The following is a 14,621-nucleotide window of genomic DNA, read 5'->3' on the forward strand; positions in this document are numbered from 1 at the left end:
GTTCAGCCTCCGATCGCTTGAAGTGAGACCCACAGTGCCACTACCGAGAGCATCAGGGCGGCTGGCACGGCGAACAGGCCGAGCCGGGTGAACTCGCCCAGTTCCACGTCGGTGTCGTGTTCGCGCACGATGCGCCGCCACAGCAGGGTGGCCAGCGAGCCGGCGTAGGTGAGGTTCGGGCCGATGTTGACCCCGAGGAGCACGGCCAGGACGGCGCCGGGTCCGGTGGGGGCGGTCAGAGGCAGCAGCACCAGGACGGCGGGCAGGTTGTTGATGACGTTCGCCAGTATGGCTGCCAGTGCCGCGATGGCCAGAAGGGCCGCCAGGTCGGTGCCGCCGGGAACCAGATGGCCCAGCGCGCCCGCGAGGCCGTTGTCGACCACGGCGCGGACCACGATGCCCAGCGCCAGCACGAAGGCGCAGAACGGCAGGGCTGCGGCCCTGACGATCGCCGTGGGGGTGGTGCGGCGCTGGGCCAGGGCACGGGCCGCCAGGACGGCCGCGCCTGCGGCCGCCGCCCAGGCCGGGTTGATGCCGACCGCCGAGGTCAGCACGAAGCCAGCCAGGGTGCCCGCCACCGTGAGCAGGGCGAACAGCGGCAGTTCGCGGGGCTCGTCGGCGGGCGGGGCCTCGGCGCCCGCGTCCAGGTCGGTGGCGAAGAAGCGGCGGATCACCACGTACTCGGCGCCGATCGCGACCAGCCACGGCAGAACCATCAGCGCGGCGAAGCGGGTGAAGCTCAGGCCGCTGGCGGCGAACGCCAGCAGGTTGGTGAGGTTGGAGACCGGCAGCAGCAGCGAGGCGGTGTTCGACAGGTGGGTGCAGGCGTAGACGTGCGGCTTCGCGCGGGCGCCGAGCCGGGCGGCGGTGGCGAACACCACCGGGGTCAACAGCACCACCGTGGCGTCCAGACTGAGCACCGCGGTGATCAGCGAGGCCGTCACGAAGACGAGGACCAGCAGGCGGCGGGGGCGGCCGGCCGCTCTGCGGGCCATCCAGACGCCGCAGGCATGGAACAGGCCTTCGTCGTCGCACAGCTGGGCCAGGACCAGGACGGCCGCGAGGAAGCCGATCACCGGGCCCAGCCGGGCGGCCTCGGCCGCCGCGTGCGAGAGGGAGATCGCGCCGGTAGCGATGACCACCCCGGCGGCGGGGACGGCCACGACCGCCTCCGGCCAGCCCCACGGCCGGGTCACCGCGCAGGCCAGCACCGCCAGGAGCAGGACGACGGACAGTGCTTCTGCGAGTGAGGCGTTCAGGGTCGGAGCCTTTCCGGGTGGAGTGCTGGCGCGAGGAGTTCGTCGTACACCTTCGCGTACTCCTGCGCGCGTACGGTCGTGAGGTCATCCACGGCGGGTGCCTGTGGCGTTCGGGTGGGGCTGGGTCTGGAGCCGGTCGCGCAGGTCGATCTCTTCGAGGGTGAGCGGGTCATCGGGCCGGCGGATGCGGACGGGCTTGGGCCTGAGTGGCAGGTGGTTGTCCTCTGCGAATCTGCTCGGCTTCGGCGAGGGCTCGGTAGAGGGAGGCGACCGACGGAGACTTGCCCGCATTCTTGCCGGTCTTGATGGTGAGCTTCTTCGCGATCTCGGGGACGGGGACGCCCTTGTCCTTCAGAGCGACGGCGAAGGTGAGCATGTCGTCGTCGATGACCTTCGGCCGTCCGCCGTGGTTGCCCTTGGACGCGGCGGTGACCTGGCCTTCGAGGGTCTTCTCCCGGATGTAGTTGCGTTCGATCTGGCCGGCGACGGCGAGCACGGCGAAAAACATGGCGCCCATGCCGTTGGGGTCGTAGATACCGGTGAGCGGGCCGGTGAGGAGTTCGAGCTGGATGCCGCCGGCCTGGAGTTCGGCGGACAGCGTCATCAGCTCGGCGGCGTTGCGGGCGAGGCGCTTGAGCTCGTGGACGGTGAAGATGACCGGCGTCTGGGGCGCGGCCTCCTTGAACTGATGGGCCAGCGCGAGCGCCTTCTCCAGTTCGGGACGCACCTTGACGCGGGTGCTGATCTGCTCCTGGAAGATCTTGTGGCACTCCGCCCGGCGGAGGGCTTCGAGCTGGCTCGCCAGCTCCTGGCGGGCAGTCGACGTGCGGGCGTACCCGATCCTCACCGGCCGCTCCGTGCGGGGCGCCGGGACCACCGCGAGCGCGGGGCCTTGCTTCCACGCGCGGCCGGGCCCGCGGCCGGCGGGGACCAGGACTTCGAGTTCCTCGCGCAGCGCGGCCACGAGCACGAAGCGCGGGGTGTCGCGGCGGTCTTGCCGCTTCGGGTGCGGCAGGCGCTGCCCGCCGGGGCCTCACCGTTCGGACGATCGAATCTTTCTACCGCCAAAGCGACCTGATCGGGCGTCACATCCATGATCAGAGTCTCTCAGAACTCCGTCGCACAACACGCTCCCGCCGCGGTGTGCGACGGGGCGTCGGAGGCGCAGGCCAGGTCAGTCGCGGCTCAGGCGCCGCGCCAGGCGCTCTGCGCCTGGATGGCGGTGATGGCAACGGTGTTGACGGCGTCCTGACCCAGGCGCCGCGTGAGACTCGTTGCAGGCGGGCCGTTTCTGGGCACGCCGAAGACGGGCGCAACTCTAGGTCACAGATTGGTAACGTTGCAAGTGGAGTCACCGTTGCAAGTGGAGTCACCGCGCCTTGTTGCGTCCCAAATCGACGCCCCAACGTGAGCCCAATGAGCATCACATGCAGGCCGCGAGTTGACCGCGCCCGAGGCTGATCGACGCTATGCGCGGCCCTCATCCTCGGTGCAGCAGACGAGGTTTCGAGCCTCGAAGCACGCGCCGTGTCGAGGGGACACCACAGGTCGTACCAACACTCCCTCCGGCTGACCGGACCGCGGTTCAGGCCGGCGCCTTGGTCGCCGGTGTGACCTTCCCTTCGGGTGACTGCCGAGGGAAGGCGCGGCGGTAGTCGGCAGGGGGGATGCCGATGTGCTTGAGGAAGTGGTGGCGGAGGTTGTTCGCCGTGCCGAGGCCGCTGAGTTGCGCGATCCGTTCGACCGGGAGGTCCGTTGACTCCAGCAGGCTCTGGGCCCTGCCGAGCCGCTGGTTGAGCAGCCAGCGCAGTGGCGTCGTGCCGGTGGCCTGCCGCAGCCGCCGGTAGAAGGTGCGCGGGCTCACCGCGGCTCGCCGGGCCAGGTCCTCGATCGTAAGCGGCTGGTCGAGGCGCGCCTGCGCCCACTCCAGCACGGGCGCCAGGCCCTCGTCATCAGTGGCGGGCACCGACAGGTCGATGAACTGCGCCTGGCCGCCGGGCCGGTGGGCGGGCACCACCATGCGGCGGGCCAACTGGTTGGCGACGTGCGCGCCAAGGTCGCGGCGGACCAGGTGCAGGCACAGGTCAAGCCCGGCGGTCATGCCGGCGCTGGTGAGCACGTCGCCGTCGTCCACGTAGAGCACCGAGTCATCCACCCGTACCTTCGGGTAACGCTCGGCGAGCTGGACGGTGTGCATCCAGTGTGCGGTGGCGGGGCGGCCATCGAGCAGCCCCGCCTCGGCCAGCGCGAACGCGCCGGTGCACAGGGACACCATTCGAGCGCCCGCCTCGTACGCCCGGCGCAACGCCTCGATCAGCCGCGGTGGCAGCGGGACGCCCTCCTCGACACAGGGGTCCGGCACCGACGGCACGATGACCGTGTCGGCGCCGACCAGGTCCTCCAGCCCGTAGGGGGTGCGCAGCCCGAAGCCCGGCACGCCCGGTGAGCCGGGCGAGTCCGGCGACCGGTCCCCCGTTCCGCACAGCCGCAGGTCGTACCACGGGTCGGCGAGATCGGGCTGCGGCTTGCCGAACACGGTGGCAGGGATGCTCAGTTCGTACAGGTCCCAGGACGGGACCTCGATGTCCTCAGTCACCACCAGGGCGACGGAACCGGCGCTCATGCCCGCCATCGTACGACCACGAAGTGGCAGGAATTTGGTGGGAGTCGTCATCAGTGTCACTGGTGGGCTCAAGCCCGCGCTGCGACTCTCGTACGCAGCTGATCAATAGCCAACCGCTCAAGGAGAACTGACATGACGTCTGCCCTACAGCCGGTGACCGTGCTCGGGCTGGGGAACATGGGCTTCGCACTGGCCGCCGCCCTGCTGGACCGCGGCCACCCGGTGACCGTGTGGAACCGCTCGCCGCGCAAGGCCGTGCCGCTGACCGACCGGGGCGCAAGCCTCGCCGCGACCCCCGCGGAAGCGATCGCGGCGAGCCCGCTCGTCATCCCCTGCGTTCTCGACTACGACACGCTGTATGCCCTCCTCGACGGAGCAACCGGCTCCCTCCCGGGGCGGGCAGTCGTCAACCTCACCTCCGGTAGCCCGGAGCAGGCACACCAGGCGCTGGCGTGGTTCCGCTCGCACGGCGCCGACTACCTCGACGGCGCGATCATGACGACCCCGCCGGGCGTGGGGAGTTCCGAGGTGATGTTCCTGTACAGCGGCCCACGCGAGGTGTTCGGCGCCCACCGCGCCACCCTGGCGGCCCTGGGCGACCCCCTGTACCTCGACGCCGACCCCGGCCTGGCATCCCTCTACGACGCCGCCCTGCTGGGCCTGATGTGGGCCACCATGACCGGCTGGCTGCACGGCACCGCGCTGGTCGGCGCCGAAAAGGTCACGGCCACGGCGTTCACGCCCGTCGCGATCCGCTGGCTGAGCACAGTGAACAGCTTCCTCACCCGGTACGCCGGCCAGGTGGACACCGGCCGCTACCCGGGCGACGACGCCACCGTGGACGTGCAGATCGCGGCCATCGACCACCTCATTCACGCCACCGCCGCGCGCGGCCTGGACACCGCGCTGCCCACGCTCCTGAAGTCCACCATGGAACGGGCCAAGACCGCCGGCCACGGCTCGGACAGCTTCGCCAGCGTCATCAAGGTGCTCGCCGAAACGGAGTCGAAGTGACCACCGCCCCCGAACCCACTCCCGTCGCCCTCCCGGCCCCCGTCACCGTCATCGGCCTCGGCAACCTCGGCCGGGCGATCGCCGGGACCCTGCTGCGCGACGGCCACCCCGTGACCGTCTGGAACCGCTCCCCGGCCAGGGCCGAGCCGCTCGTCACCCGCGGCGCCACAGCAGCGGCTACGGCCGCCGAGGCCATCGCCGCGGCTGACCTCGTGATCGTCGCCCTACTCGACTCCCCCGCCGCCCGCGAGGTGCTCACCGGCGCGGCCGGCGCCGTACGCGGCCGGGCCCTGGTGAACCTCACCTCCGGCGGCCCCGAGGACGCCCGGGAACTCGCCGCCTGGGCAGCGGAGCACGGCGCGGAATACCTCCACGGAGCGGTGTACGCCGTGCCCCAGACGATCGGTACCGCCCAGGCGTCCGTCAGCTACAGCGGCTCGCCGGACGTCCACCGGCGCTGGCGGGCGCCGCTCGACCTGCTCGGCAAGGGCACCTTCCTCGGCGCCGACGCCGGCCGTGCCTCCGGCTACGACGTGGCCGTGCTCGCCGGCATGTACGGCATGCTCGGCGGCTTCTTCCACGCCGCGGCGATGGCCAAGGCCGCCGGCATCAGCACGGCCGAACTCACCCCGAGGCTGGTGTCCTGGCTGACCGACTTGTTCCCCGCACTGGCCACGTTCGCCGAGGAGATCGACAGCGGCGACTACACCACCGGCGGGTCCAGCCTGGCCATGAACGCCACCGGCCTGGAGACGATCATCCGGGCCAGCCGGACGCAGGGCATCCCAGCGTCCACGCTCGCCCCCCTCAAGGCCCTGATCGACCGCCAGGTCGCAGGCGGCCACGGCCCGGAAAGCCTCGCCCGCGTCGCCGAACTGCTCCTGAGCGGCCCGTGAGCGGCACCTGAGCAGCACCATGCGGCCCTTCGCGGATCTGTACGCCGACTTCAACGCCTGCGCCGGGTCCCTCGTCCACGCCACGACGGTCACGGTCGACGCATCGAACCTGCCCACGACGCGGGTGCTCAGTGCTCATCCGGTGTGGGAGATCGTCGACGGACAGTGCCGGGATCCCGCGTCCTTGTTGGGGTCAGCAGAGTGATGGCGCTCCCGCCGACTGCGTACTACGGCGCCAGGCAGAGGTCCCGCCACAGCAGGCGGGGACGCTGACCAAGGGACCGGCGGAGTGAACGCTGGTGACGATCCAGGTGGCCTGAGCGCCGTGGGCCACCTCGCCCTTGACGGCGAGGCGCCCGCCCGGCGAGGCGGGCGAGTGCGACGACCAGGTCGCCGCCGTGGCGCAGGGCATGGGTAACGAGTTCGGGGACCACCAGGGCCAGGGTTTCCGCGGTCCGAAGGCCAGGGCCCGCGTCGAGACTGTCAGCGACAGCACGAGCGGACGTTGCGGGCGCAAGGGAGCCTGCCGGGCTGTGCGCTGACACCCGGTCCGGGCCGGTTGTGCCGCCGGCTCAGCGTGGGCCCGCCGTGCTGCCCCTCAGTCCCCATGCCACTCTTCCGGGTGTACGTGAGGCAGAACTGCCATCACTCGTGATTGAGAAAATCTGCCATGGAGAGAGTAGACATTGGCGCGTGCGGGAGTTAGCGTTTTCTCGTAGCCCAGAAGTCGAAGAGGGCACGGCAGAGATGAACTGCCGTGCAAGCAGGTCAGGCAGAACGCGGAACGGCAGTGGAGTGGCGGGGCCGGAAACGGTGGGCTCCTTCACTGACTGCCGGGCCGAGCGGCCCCAGGGGCCGCATGCAGTACACATGCAGTACCCGCGGTATCCAGCAGTACAACCGAGTAACCGAATGAGGTAAGGAGCAGACGCCATCAGGATCGCCCGGGCGAAGCAGAACGCCGCTCGGGTACCGCAGGCCCCGGATTGGAAGGTGGTCCCCGGTCACGCAACCGCGATCCCCGCATCTCCGCCCTCCCAGGCGGACCAGCGGAACAAGAAGGCCGGCGCAGTCAGCCGGTAGATGGTGTTGAAAGCTCGGGGCCCGGGTGCCAGTACGGCACTCGGGCCCCTCGATGCGTCCCCGAAAGAAGAGGTCTATGCCCCCTCGCAGTACCCGCCCCGTCGACAAGCTCGACGACGACGACTACCCCGCCTACACCATGGGCCGGGCCGCCGAAATGCTCGGCACCACCCCCGCCTTCCTCCGCGCCCTCGGCGAGCACCGCCTGATCACCCCGCTGCGCTCCGAAGGCGGCCACCGCCGCTACTCCCGCTACCAGCTGCGCATCGCCGCCCGCGCCCGCGAACTCGTCGACGCCGGCACGCAGATCGAGGCCGCCTGCCGCATCATCATCCTCGAAGACCAGCTCGAAGAGGCCCAGCGCATCAACGAAGAACTGCGCACCCGCGGCGCCACCTCGTAACGGCGTTTCGATACCGATCTGCCGAGCTGATCACCCCCGCAGGCACGACCTGACCCGCGATGGCGGACGCACCCCCGGCGGACGGGCCCACACCACGCACCAGGCCCGTCCGCGGCACCGAGGTTCCGAGCGCCTGACATCGCTTGACCGACCGGCACCCCCGCCATGACCGGCCGGCGGGACAGCCAACTCCCACGCCCAGCCAACCCTGGTGCCGCTGCGCGAGCCGGACAGGGTCCACCCGGTGCCCACCGATACCGACCTCACCAACTCACCTACGACAGCGAACAGCGACGGCAACGGCAACGGCGGCGTCGAGAGCGCGGTCGGGGCTCGCCGACCGGCGACCTGCCGTCGATCGTGTGAGGCCCCACACAGCATTGAGCCCGGCTCCTGCACCGGCCGGCCGCCGGCCAAGGCGGGCTCTCAAGGGACCAGACCCGGCAACCGTGACCACGCGACACTTCGACAACAGGGCCTCTTGCTCCTCGCTGGACTCGACATCCGCGAGCTACCAAGAGGCCCTTCCTCCATGCCCGTGCACCCGACAACTCACCCGGTCCAGCACCCTGTTCGAGGCCCGGCCGACCACGCACACGGAGAGAGAACAGCCGGTCAGGTCTTGCGGGACGACACGGACGTGACCGCGTTGGAGCCGATCCGGCCCAGGAGCGCGGCCAGTTCGGTGGGCGCGGACAGGAATGGGGAGTGGCCGGTGTTCAGACGCTCGACCTGTGTGGCGCGGGTGGACATCCGCTCCTGCAATGCGGGCGGGAGCGCTCTGTCATCCTCGCAGAGCACATAGGTGGAGGGCACCGTCCGCCACGCTGTCCGGGTCACCCGTTGCTGGAAGGAGCGCCGGCTCTGCGTGACGAGCCGGCTGACGGCGTCCGCGGCCTGCTCGTCGGGCAGGTCCCCGAACAGCGCGGTGCGGGGGTCGTCGAAGACGACGGGGGCTGTGCCGCACAGGTCCTCGGCCGTGTCGCCGCCGTGACCGTGCACGCTGAGCAGGGACTCTCCCTCCTCGGGCAGATACGCCGCCAGGTAGACGAGATGAGCGGCGGCAGGAAGGCCGGCGGCGGCCTGGGTAACCGGGAGGCCGCCGTAGGAATGCCCGACGACGATCACCGGACCGTCTGCCTGCCGCAGATGAGCGGCTATCGCGTCGGCGTCGTCGTACATCCCGGCGGCCGGTGTGCGCTGAGGTCCGGCACTGGGCAGGTCGACCGTCCGGGCCGTCCAGCCATCGGCCGCAAGGGCCTTCCGTACGAGGTCCCAGCACTCTGACCGGTGCCAGGCACCGTGGACCAGGAGGAACGAGGGGCGCGGTGCGGCGGTGGGGAAGGTGTCGGCAGTGGCCGTTGCATCGGTGGACATGATGAGACTCCTGAAGTGTGCGGTGAAACGCATGCCGGGAGCGGTGGGCCGGATGTGCGGTGCAGCCGTCGGCGGCTCGCGGAGACGGGCTCTAGCCTTGCTGCGCCACGCGCGCCTCCAGCCGGGGACCGCCGTCGTGCTCCCCGCCGTCGCCAGCCCCTGCGCCTCGGCCGGTTTCCAGGCCCCCGGCGTCACCCGCGCCTTGCCGGCCATCTTTCGCGCTCTGACCGACATCATCTTTCGGCGTGCCCTGCTCGCGGGCCGTGGCGTGCCCCGCGGCGGGGACTGCGGCGGTCCTGTGCGACGGCCGTACGCAGATCAGGACGATCAGTCCGCCGATCGCCGCCGCCAGTGCCGAGGTCAAGAACACCCGATCGAGGCCGGTGGCGAACGCCGTGTGCACCAACTGGTGCACCGCGCCCCGGTCGGCGGCGGGCACCGAGTCCACCAGGCGCCGGGCCTGCCCGGCGGCCAGCGCCGAGCCAGCCTTCTGCGGATCCGGCACCGTGCCGGGCCCGGCGAGCACGGCGGCCGCCCGGCTGGTGAAGACCGTGCCGAAGACGGCGATGGACAAGGTCATGCCCAGCTGACGGAACGTGTTGACAGCCCCGCCGGCCATCCCTGCCTGCTGCGGCGGCACGGAGGAGGTGGCAGCCGAGACCAGCACCGGCGTGGCCAGGCCGACGCCGATCCCGGTGACCGCGAGCCCTCCCATGAGTGCGCTCTGGCCTGCGTCGGCCGACATACCCACACGCAGCACCAGCATGCCTGCCGCGACGGACAGGAGTCCGATGCCGATCGGCAGGTGCGGCGCGAGCCGCTGGAGGTGACGGCCGGCCACGGCGGCCACGAGGAACGAAGCACCGGCCAGCGGGGTCAGGGCGAGGCCCGCCCCGACCGGGCTGAGGCCCAGCATGGACTGCAGCCACAGCGAGACCAGGACCAGGCAGCCGAAGGCGCCGCCCTGCAGCAGCAGCGCACCGCTCATCAACGCGGCGAACGAGGGGCGGCGAAGCAGCGCGAGGTCCATCATCGGGACGCCCCCGCGTCGCGCCGTACGGTGCTCGATCACCACGAACGCGATCAACGCTGAGGCGGTGACGGCGAAGGTCGTCAGGGTCTCGACCGAGGCCCAGCCCACCTCCCCGCCACGGATGAGCCCATAGGTGAGCGTGGCCACGGCGATGGTGAAGGCCGTCGCGCCGGGGATGTCGACATGGGCCCGGGTTCCGCTGAGCCGCGCACCGTGGCCGGAGGTCCCGACGGGCTGGTCGGCGGGTCGGTCGGCACGCACCACCCGCAGCGTCGTGGCGATGGCGACAGCGGCGATCGGAAGGTTGACCCAGAAGATCGTCGGCCAGCTGAAGTGCTCGGTGAGCAGCCCGCCGAGCAGAGGCCCCGCGGCTGCGGCGGCCCCGTTGGCCGCGCCCCACACACCGAAGGCCGTGCCCCGGTCCCTGCCCTGGTAGGAAGTGAGCAGCAGGGCGGGAGCGGTGGCGAACATCGCGGCGCCGCCGATGCCCTGCACCACGCGGGCCGCGATCAGCATTTCCGCGTTGGGGGCGAGGCCGCATGCCAGTGAGGCCAGGCCGAAGACGCCCAGACCGCAGACGTAGGAACGCCGGTGGCCGAAGCGGTCCGCGAGGGAACCCGAGGCCAGTAGCAGGGCGGCGAGCGCCAGGGCATAGCCGTCGATCACCCATTGCAGAGAGGTGAAGGAGGCGCCGAGGTCGGCAGCCATGCTGGGCAGTGCGACGTTCACGATCGTCACATCCACCAGCAGGATGAAGGCGCCCAAGCAGACCGCCGTCAGGGGCCACCATTTGCGCATGTTGGATTCTCCGTTCGCATTGAGCAGGTGTTGCGGGACCGAGCCCCGACCCGTGATGGGGCCGGGGCGAACTGCGGCGGGCCGAGCAGGCCGGCGGGTGATCCCGTGAAACAGCTTCGAGCTCTCACAGGCGATATCGTGAGCCAGAATGCCTGTCATGCGCGGATCCGACAGGATGGGGTCCATGACGACCTATCTCGACACCCCGGGCCATGTGTGCCGCAGTCTGTCGGAAGAGGACATGGAGCTCGTGCACGCGCTGCAGATCAACGGGCGGGCCTCGTTCCGGGAGATCGCCGACGTCCTCGGAATCTCCGACCAGACCGCCGCGCGCCGCTGGGCACGGCTGCGGTCCGCCGGGAAGCTTCGGGTCCTCGGCCTGACCGATCCCCTACGGCTGGGGAACTCTGTCTGGCTCGTACGTGTACGGTGCACGCCGGATGCCGCGTCCTCCCTCGGGAAGGCGATGGCACGGCGTACGGACACCACCTGGGTCAACCTGGATTCGGGCGGCACCGAGATCTCCTGCTCGGTACGCACCCGCAGTCCCGGGCCGGAGGAGTCCCCGCTCCTGCAGAAGCTGCCGCGCACACCACAGGTGGTGGACCTGTCCGCGCACTGCTCACTGCACGTCTTCTTCGGCCACGACCTCGGCCCGATCAACAAGCGCGGCCCGCTGACGGCCGCGCAGGTCGCGGCACTCACGCCCCCTGACACACCGGACCGGGCCACGGACGCCACCCCACCGGTGCCGCTGGACGACAGCGACCGGCAACTACTCGACCTGCTGGCCCGGGACGGGAGGGCCGCAACGGGAGACCTGGCCGCCGCGACCGGCCTGTCCCCCTCCACCGTGCGCCGGCGCATCACCGAACTCAGATCGGCCGGCGCCCTGTACTTCGACGTCGAGTACCACCCGGACATCCTCCAGCGGAACTTCCGGGCCGCCCTCTGGCTGGAGATCGACCCGTCCCGCCTCGCCGAGGCGGGAGCGGCACTCGCCGCACACCCCGAAGTCGCCTACGCCACCGCCACGACGGGCACGGCGAACCTCTACGCCAGCATCGACGTGGCGACCGCCCAGCTCTTCTACCGCTACCTCACCGAGTCGGTCGCGACCCTCCCCGGCCTCCGCCACACAGCGACCGCCCCCATCCAACGCACCCTCAAAGGACCCGGTCCCTACCTCCCGACGACGGCGTGAACGACGACCGGCATTCGCCACCCCGGGGACTGTAGAAGGCGGCCTCGGCTTTCTTGGTTTGTCCCCACTGTGAGAAGCCCACGCCGGCCACGGTGACCAGCGAGGCCAAGGGCGGCGGTGACTACGAACCGCCGTACCTCCCGGAGTCGGCTGAGTGCGGCAACTGCAGCAACCCCTTCCTGATGGTGGAAGAGGACTCCGGCCAGGGATGGGACGGAGGTTCTTGGCAACCAGGGCGTTCACTTCACCGGGACCTCAGTGAGTCGTGAGGAGGCCGCCGATGGCCTGGCGCTTGCCGAGGCCCTACTGGACTACCTATATGCGCTTTCGACCCAATTTGAGGTGTTTTAGAGGTCGTTCTCTTTCCGAACCTTCTGTGCGGTTTCTGCTGGTCAGGCGTGAGATCGCCGGTGTCGTGGGAGTCTCGGTCCGTTGCTGGCCGAGATGTCGTGGGGGTGGCGGGTGCCATCGATGCGGGCGGTGTTGGAAGCGCGGCAGAATGCCGCGGCGGTGCGAGTGGAGGAACTCGAAGCCGAGCTGGAGCGGGTGCGGGCGGCTCTGGCGGAGGCGGAAGAGGGCTGTCGGTGGACTACCAGGCGTTGATGGCCGCCGAGCCCTTGATGAGCAGCATAGGCATGGCCACTCCTCAGCAGTGAACGTGTGCTCGACGCCCGGGCCACGCGGACATGCGAGTAAGGGCGGTTGGGGTGGGCGGCGGAACGTAGCAGCGACCGTCAGATCCCCCGACGGTCATGAGGGATCCCAGACGAGGGTCACGTCGAGCCGTTGCTCCACCATGGTTATGTCGCTCATCATGGCCCGTCGCCCGCCCTCCCTGACGCCGCCCCACAGCAGACCGACGTGGTGACGTCCGATCCACAGCCGTCAACTCGCATACGAATCCCTATGATTCGTGGACTCGCGTACGGGTTCCCGTGGCCTGAGGTTCAGGATTCCAGGAACTCGCGCGGTTTCAGCTGCGGATCGGCGAAGCCGCGGCGAAGGTTCTCCAGGACAGCCAGCTCCACGTCCTTCCGAGCCAACCGAGGCCGTCAGCGCACGGGGCTGGCTACCGGTCGATGTGAGTCAGCTGCCCATCTGCAGCTGCCAGTTGGTCGGGGCGAGGAGCGGGTGTTCCGTGTTCCCTGCCGGGAAAAAGAGAGCAAGACCAGGCCGTGAGCTCGGGGCGCCCGCTGCGGTCCCACTCCGCGGCATGCTGCTCAACCTCGTCGGCCAGCACCTGGGCTTTGGGGCCGGGGGTGGGGTGGAGTCCGCCGGACTGGACGAACACCGCGACGTCGTCGTCGACGAGCGCGCATCCGGTGTAGTTGGTGGTGCCCTCGGCACCGGCACAGGTGGTGCGTGCGTCGCGGGCTGCCAGGTGCATCCACAGGTCGACGTAGGAGCCGCGCGGGTCCAGACCTTCGGGCACGGCACGGGAGCGGGCGGCAGCGGGGTCCGGGGCCGGGAGGTGCCGGCCGCGGGTGGCCGGCGCTGCGGTGACTACACCGTGCACATCTCCGAGATGTTCCGCCTCGTACGCGGCACCGGCCACATCCTCGACGTGCAGAAAACACGAGAGCCCCCGTCCTCCTGGTCGCGGAGGCGGGGGCGCTGCGTGTGCTGAGGCTCAGATCTGGCAGCGTCAGGTCTGGCACTGGGAGGTCGCGGCGCTGCTCCAGTTGGACCAGGCGCCCCTTGCGGGCCTGACATGGACGCGGATCTGGACCTTGACGTTGACCGGGCCGCAGACGCGGTCCGTGGAGCCGATGGCGATGGGGCCGACCGTGGACCGTCGCTGGACGACGGTACGCCCGTTGCCGATCTTCACCCAGTGACCGCCCGAGACGACGCGGAAGTACGCCTCGTACTCGACCCAGGAGGCGTGCGGGCGCGTATTCGTCAGGACCGTGTGCGCGGTGATGTTGCGCATGAAGACGTGGCCGTCCTTCCACCGCTCCGCGCTGATACAGCCGTTACCGGAGATGCCCTGGGTCCAGACGGACCCGCCGCAGGCGATGGCGGCGGCGTGGGCGTCGGCCGGGAGGGCAAGTGCGGCAACGGCAGCAGCGGCCACGACAGTTCCCGTACGTTTCAGCATTCAGGTACTCCTTTGGGTTGGGTGCGTTCGGCGAGCAGCAGGGCGAGGGGACCGCCGGGGAGGTGGAACCGGCAGTCCTGCGCGGCCTGGATCGCCTCGTTCATCGGCCACCAGGACAGCTTGAAGTCCTCTTCGGTGTCGTTGAGTTCCTGTGGTCCGAGCGTGTGGTGTCAGGCGAAGAACAGCGACAGGCGGGCGTAGTTTCCGAGGGTGATCGCGTAGGTGCCGAGATGCTGCCACCAGGTGGCCTCGACCCCGGCCTCTTCCTTCAGCCCCCGCCCCGCACAGTCCTCGGTCTCCCCCGGATCGCGCCGGCCACCGGGAAGGAAAATCTCCCCGTGTTCGGCGCTGCGGGAGGACAGGACGGCTACCCGGCCGTCTTTGGTGCGGGCGACGACCACGGAGGCGTCCTGAAGCTGGGGCATGGACTCGTTTCCGTGAGGTAGGCGGTGATGGTGTCGGCGAGTTGGGCGGGGGTGTTGTCGTCCGTGTCGATGATGACGCCTGTGGGGTCAGCGGCGGCGGTTTTGCCGAAATTGGTGCGGAGTCGTGTCAGCCGGCCGGGGACGTCGACCATGTCGCCGTCCTGGTTGTAGTCCTGTTTTCCGGCCGTACGGTCGCGCAGGGTGGCGCCCGCCTCAACTCGGATATCTCCTTGCTGCGTGGCCGACCCCTGCCCCTACCATGCCCGCCCGGGCCCGAAGGCCCGTGGTGGCAACGCCGAGCGGTGGGGGGGGGGGGGGGGGGGGCGGGCGGGCCCCGCCGGGGGGCGGGTCGAGCCCGCGGGGCGGGCTGTGGGTGGGGCGCGGGGTCCGCATGGTATGGGAGGG

13 protein-coding genes are annotated in these 14,621 nt (G+C 70.4%); 6 read left to right on the forward strand and 7 right to left on the reverse strand.

Going from position 1 to position 14,621, the window contains the following annotated elements; genetic code table 11:
• Window positions 1-2: 2 nt before the first annotated feature.
• The 3 genes from ACFV1J_RS20240 to ACFV1J_RS20250 all read right to left on the reverse strand — a co-directional run bounded on the left by ACFV1J_RS20240 (window position 3) and on the right by ACFV1J_RS20250 (window position 3,882).
• Window positions 3-1,259 (reverse strand): SLC13 family permease, encoded by a 1,257-nt coding sequence (locus tag ACFV1J_RS20240; RefSeq protein WP_385860015.1) that lies wholly within the window; start codon window positions 1,257-1,259, stop codon window positions 3-5.
• Between the two features lie 169 nt (window positions 1,260-1,428).
• Window positions 1,429-2,229, reverse strand: coding sequence for a recombinase family protein (locus ACFV1J_RS20245; protein WP_385859981.1), 801 nt, complete (start codon window positions 2,227-2,229; stop codon window positions 1,429-1,431).
• A 615-nt stretch (window positions 2,230-2,844) separates the two neighbouring features.
• Window positions 2,845-3,882, reverse strand: coding sequence for a GlxA family transcriptional regulator (locus tag ACFV1J_RS20250; protein ID WP_385859983.1), 1,038 nt, complete (start codon window positions 3,880-3,882; stop codon window positions 2,845-2,847).
• A gap of 132 nt (window positions 3,883-4,014) precedes the next feature.
• Between ACFV1J_RS20250 and ACFV1J_RS20255 the strand changes: the two genes are divergently transcribed.
• The 4 genes from ACFV1J_RS20255 to ACFV1J_RS20270 all read left to right on the forward strand — a co-directional run bounded on the left by ACFV1J_RS20255 (window position 4,015) and on the right by ACFV1J_RS20270 (window position 7,278).
• Window positions 4,015-4,896 carry an NAD(P)-dependent oxidoreductase gene (locus tag ACFV1J_RS20255; RefSeq protein WP_385859985.1) on the forward strand — a complete coding sequence of 294 codons (882 nt, stop codon included), beginning with the start codon at window positions 4,015-4,017 and terminating at the stop codon, window positions 4,894-4,896.
• On the forward strand, window positions 4,893-5,792 hold the full coding sequence (locus ACFV1J_RS20260) for an NAD(P)-dependent oxidoreductase (RefSeq protein ID WP_385859987.1): 900 nt from the start codon (window positions 4,893-4,895) through the stop codon (window positions 5,790-5,792). Before ACFV1J_RS20255 ends, ACFV1J_RS20260 begins: the two co-directional genes overlap by 4 nt.
• A gap of 19 nt (window positions 5,793-5,811) precedes the next feature.
• Window positions 5,812-5,997 (forward strand): hypothetical protein, encoded by a 186-nt coding sequence (locus tag ACFV1J_RS20265; RefSeq protein ID WP_385859989.1) that lies wholly within the window; start codon window positions 5,812-5,814, stop codon window positions 5,995-5,997.
• A gap of 954 nt (window positions 5,998-6,951) precedes the next feature.
• A complete protein-coding gene (locus ACFV1J_RS20270; protein WP_362135474.1) occupies window positions 6,952-7,278 on the forward strand; it encodes a MerR family transcriptional regulator in 327 nt (108 codons plus the stop codon).
• Window positions 7,279-7,893: 615 nt separating this feature from the next.
• Here ACFV1J_RS20270 and ACFV1J_RS20275 read toward each other — a convergent pair.
• Both ACFV1J_RS20275 and ACFV1J_RS20280 read right to left on the reverse strand, forming a co-directional pair.
• A complete protein-coding gene (locus ACFV1J_RS20275; protein ID WP_385859991.1) occupies window positions 7,894-8,655 on the reverse strand; it encodes an alpha/beta hydrolase in 762 nt (253 codons plus the stop codon).
• Between the two features lie 91 nt (window positions 8,656-8,746).
• Window positions 8,747-10,672 carry an MFS transporter gene (locus ACFV1J_RS20280; RefSeq protein WP_385859993.1) on the reverse strand — a complete coding sequence of 642 codons (1,926 nt, stop codon included), beginning with the start codon at window positions 10,670-10,672 and terminating at the stop codon, window positions 8,747-8,749.
• Between ACFV1J_RS20280 and ACFV1J_RS20285 the strand changes: the two genes are divergently transcribed.
• Complete coding sequence (locus ACFV1J_RS20285) at window positions 10,671-11,690, forward strand: Lrp/AsnC family transcriptional regulator (protein WP_385859995.1); 1,020 nt, start codon at window positions 10,671-10,673, stop codon at window positions 11,688-11,690. The two genes, ACFV1J_RS20280 and ACFV1J_RS20285, sit on opposite strands and share 2 nt — an antisense overlap.
• Window positions 11,691-12,903: 1,213 nt before the next feature.
• Entirely contained in the window at window positions 12,904-13,317 is a 414-nt protein-coding gene (locus ACFV1J_RS20290; protein ID WP_385859997.1) for a hypothetical protein, read from the forward strand.
• 18 nt (window positions 13,318-13,335) lie between these two features.
• Here the strand turns inward: ACFV1J_RS20290 and ACFV1J_RS20295 are convergent, their stop codons facing one another.
• Window positions 13,336-13,791, reverse strand: coding sequence for a hypothetical protein (locus ACFV1J_RS20295; protein WP_385859999.1), 456 nt, complete (start codon window positions 13,789-13,791; stop codon window positions 13,336-13,338).
• Between the two features lie 170 nt (window positions 13,792-13,961).
• Window positions 13,962-14,216 (reverse strand): NUDIX hydrolase, encoded by a 255-nt coding sequence (locus ACFV1J_RS20300; RefSeq protein ID WP_385860001.1) that lies wholly within the window; start codon window positions 14,214-14,216, stop codon window positions 13,962-13,964.
• Window positions 14,217-14,621: the final 405 nt, after the last annotated feature.

Origin of the sequence: Streptomyces sp. NPDC059649, assembly GCF_042734445.1 — a bacterium.
Classification (GTDB): Bacteria; Actinomycetota; Actinomycetes; order Streptomycetales; family Streptomycetaceae; genus Streptomyces.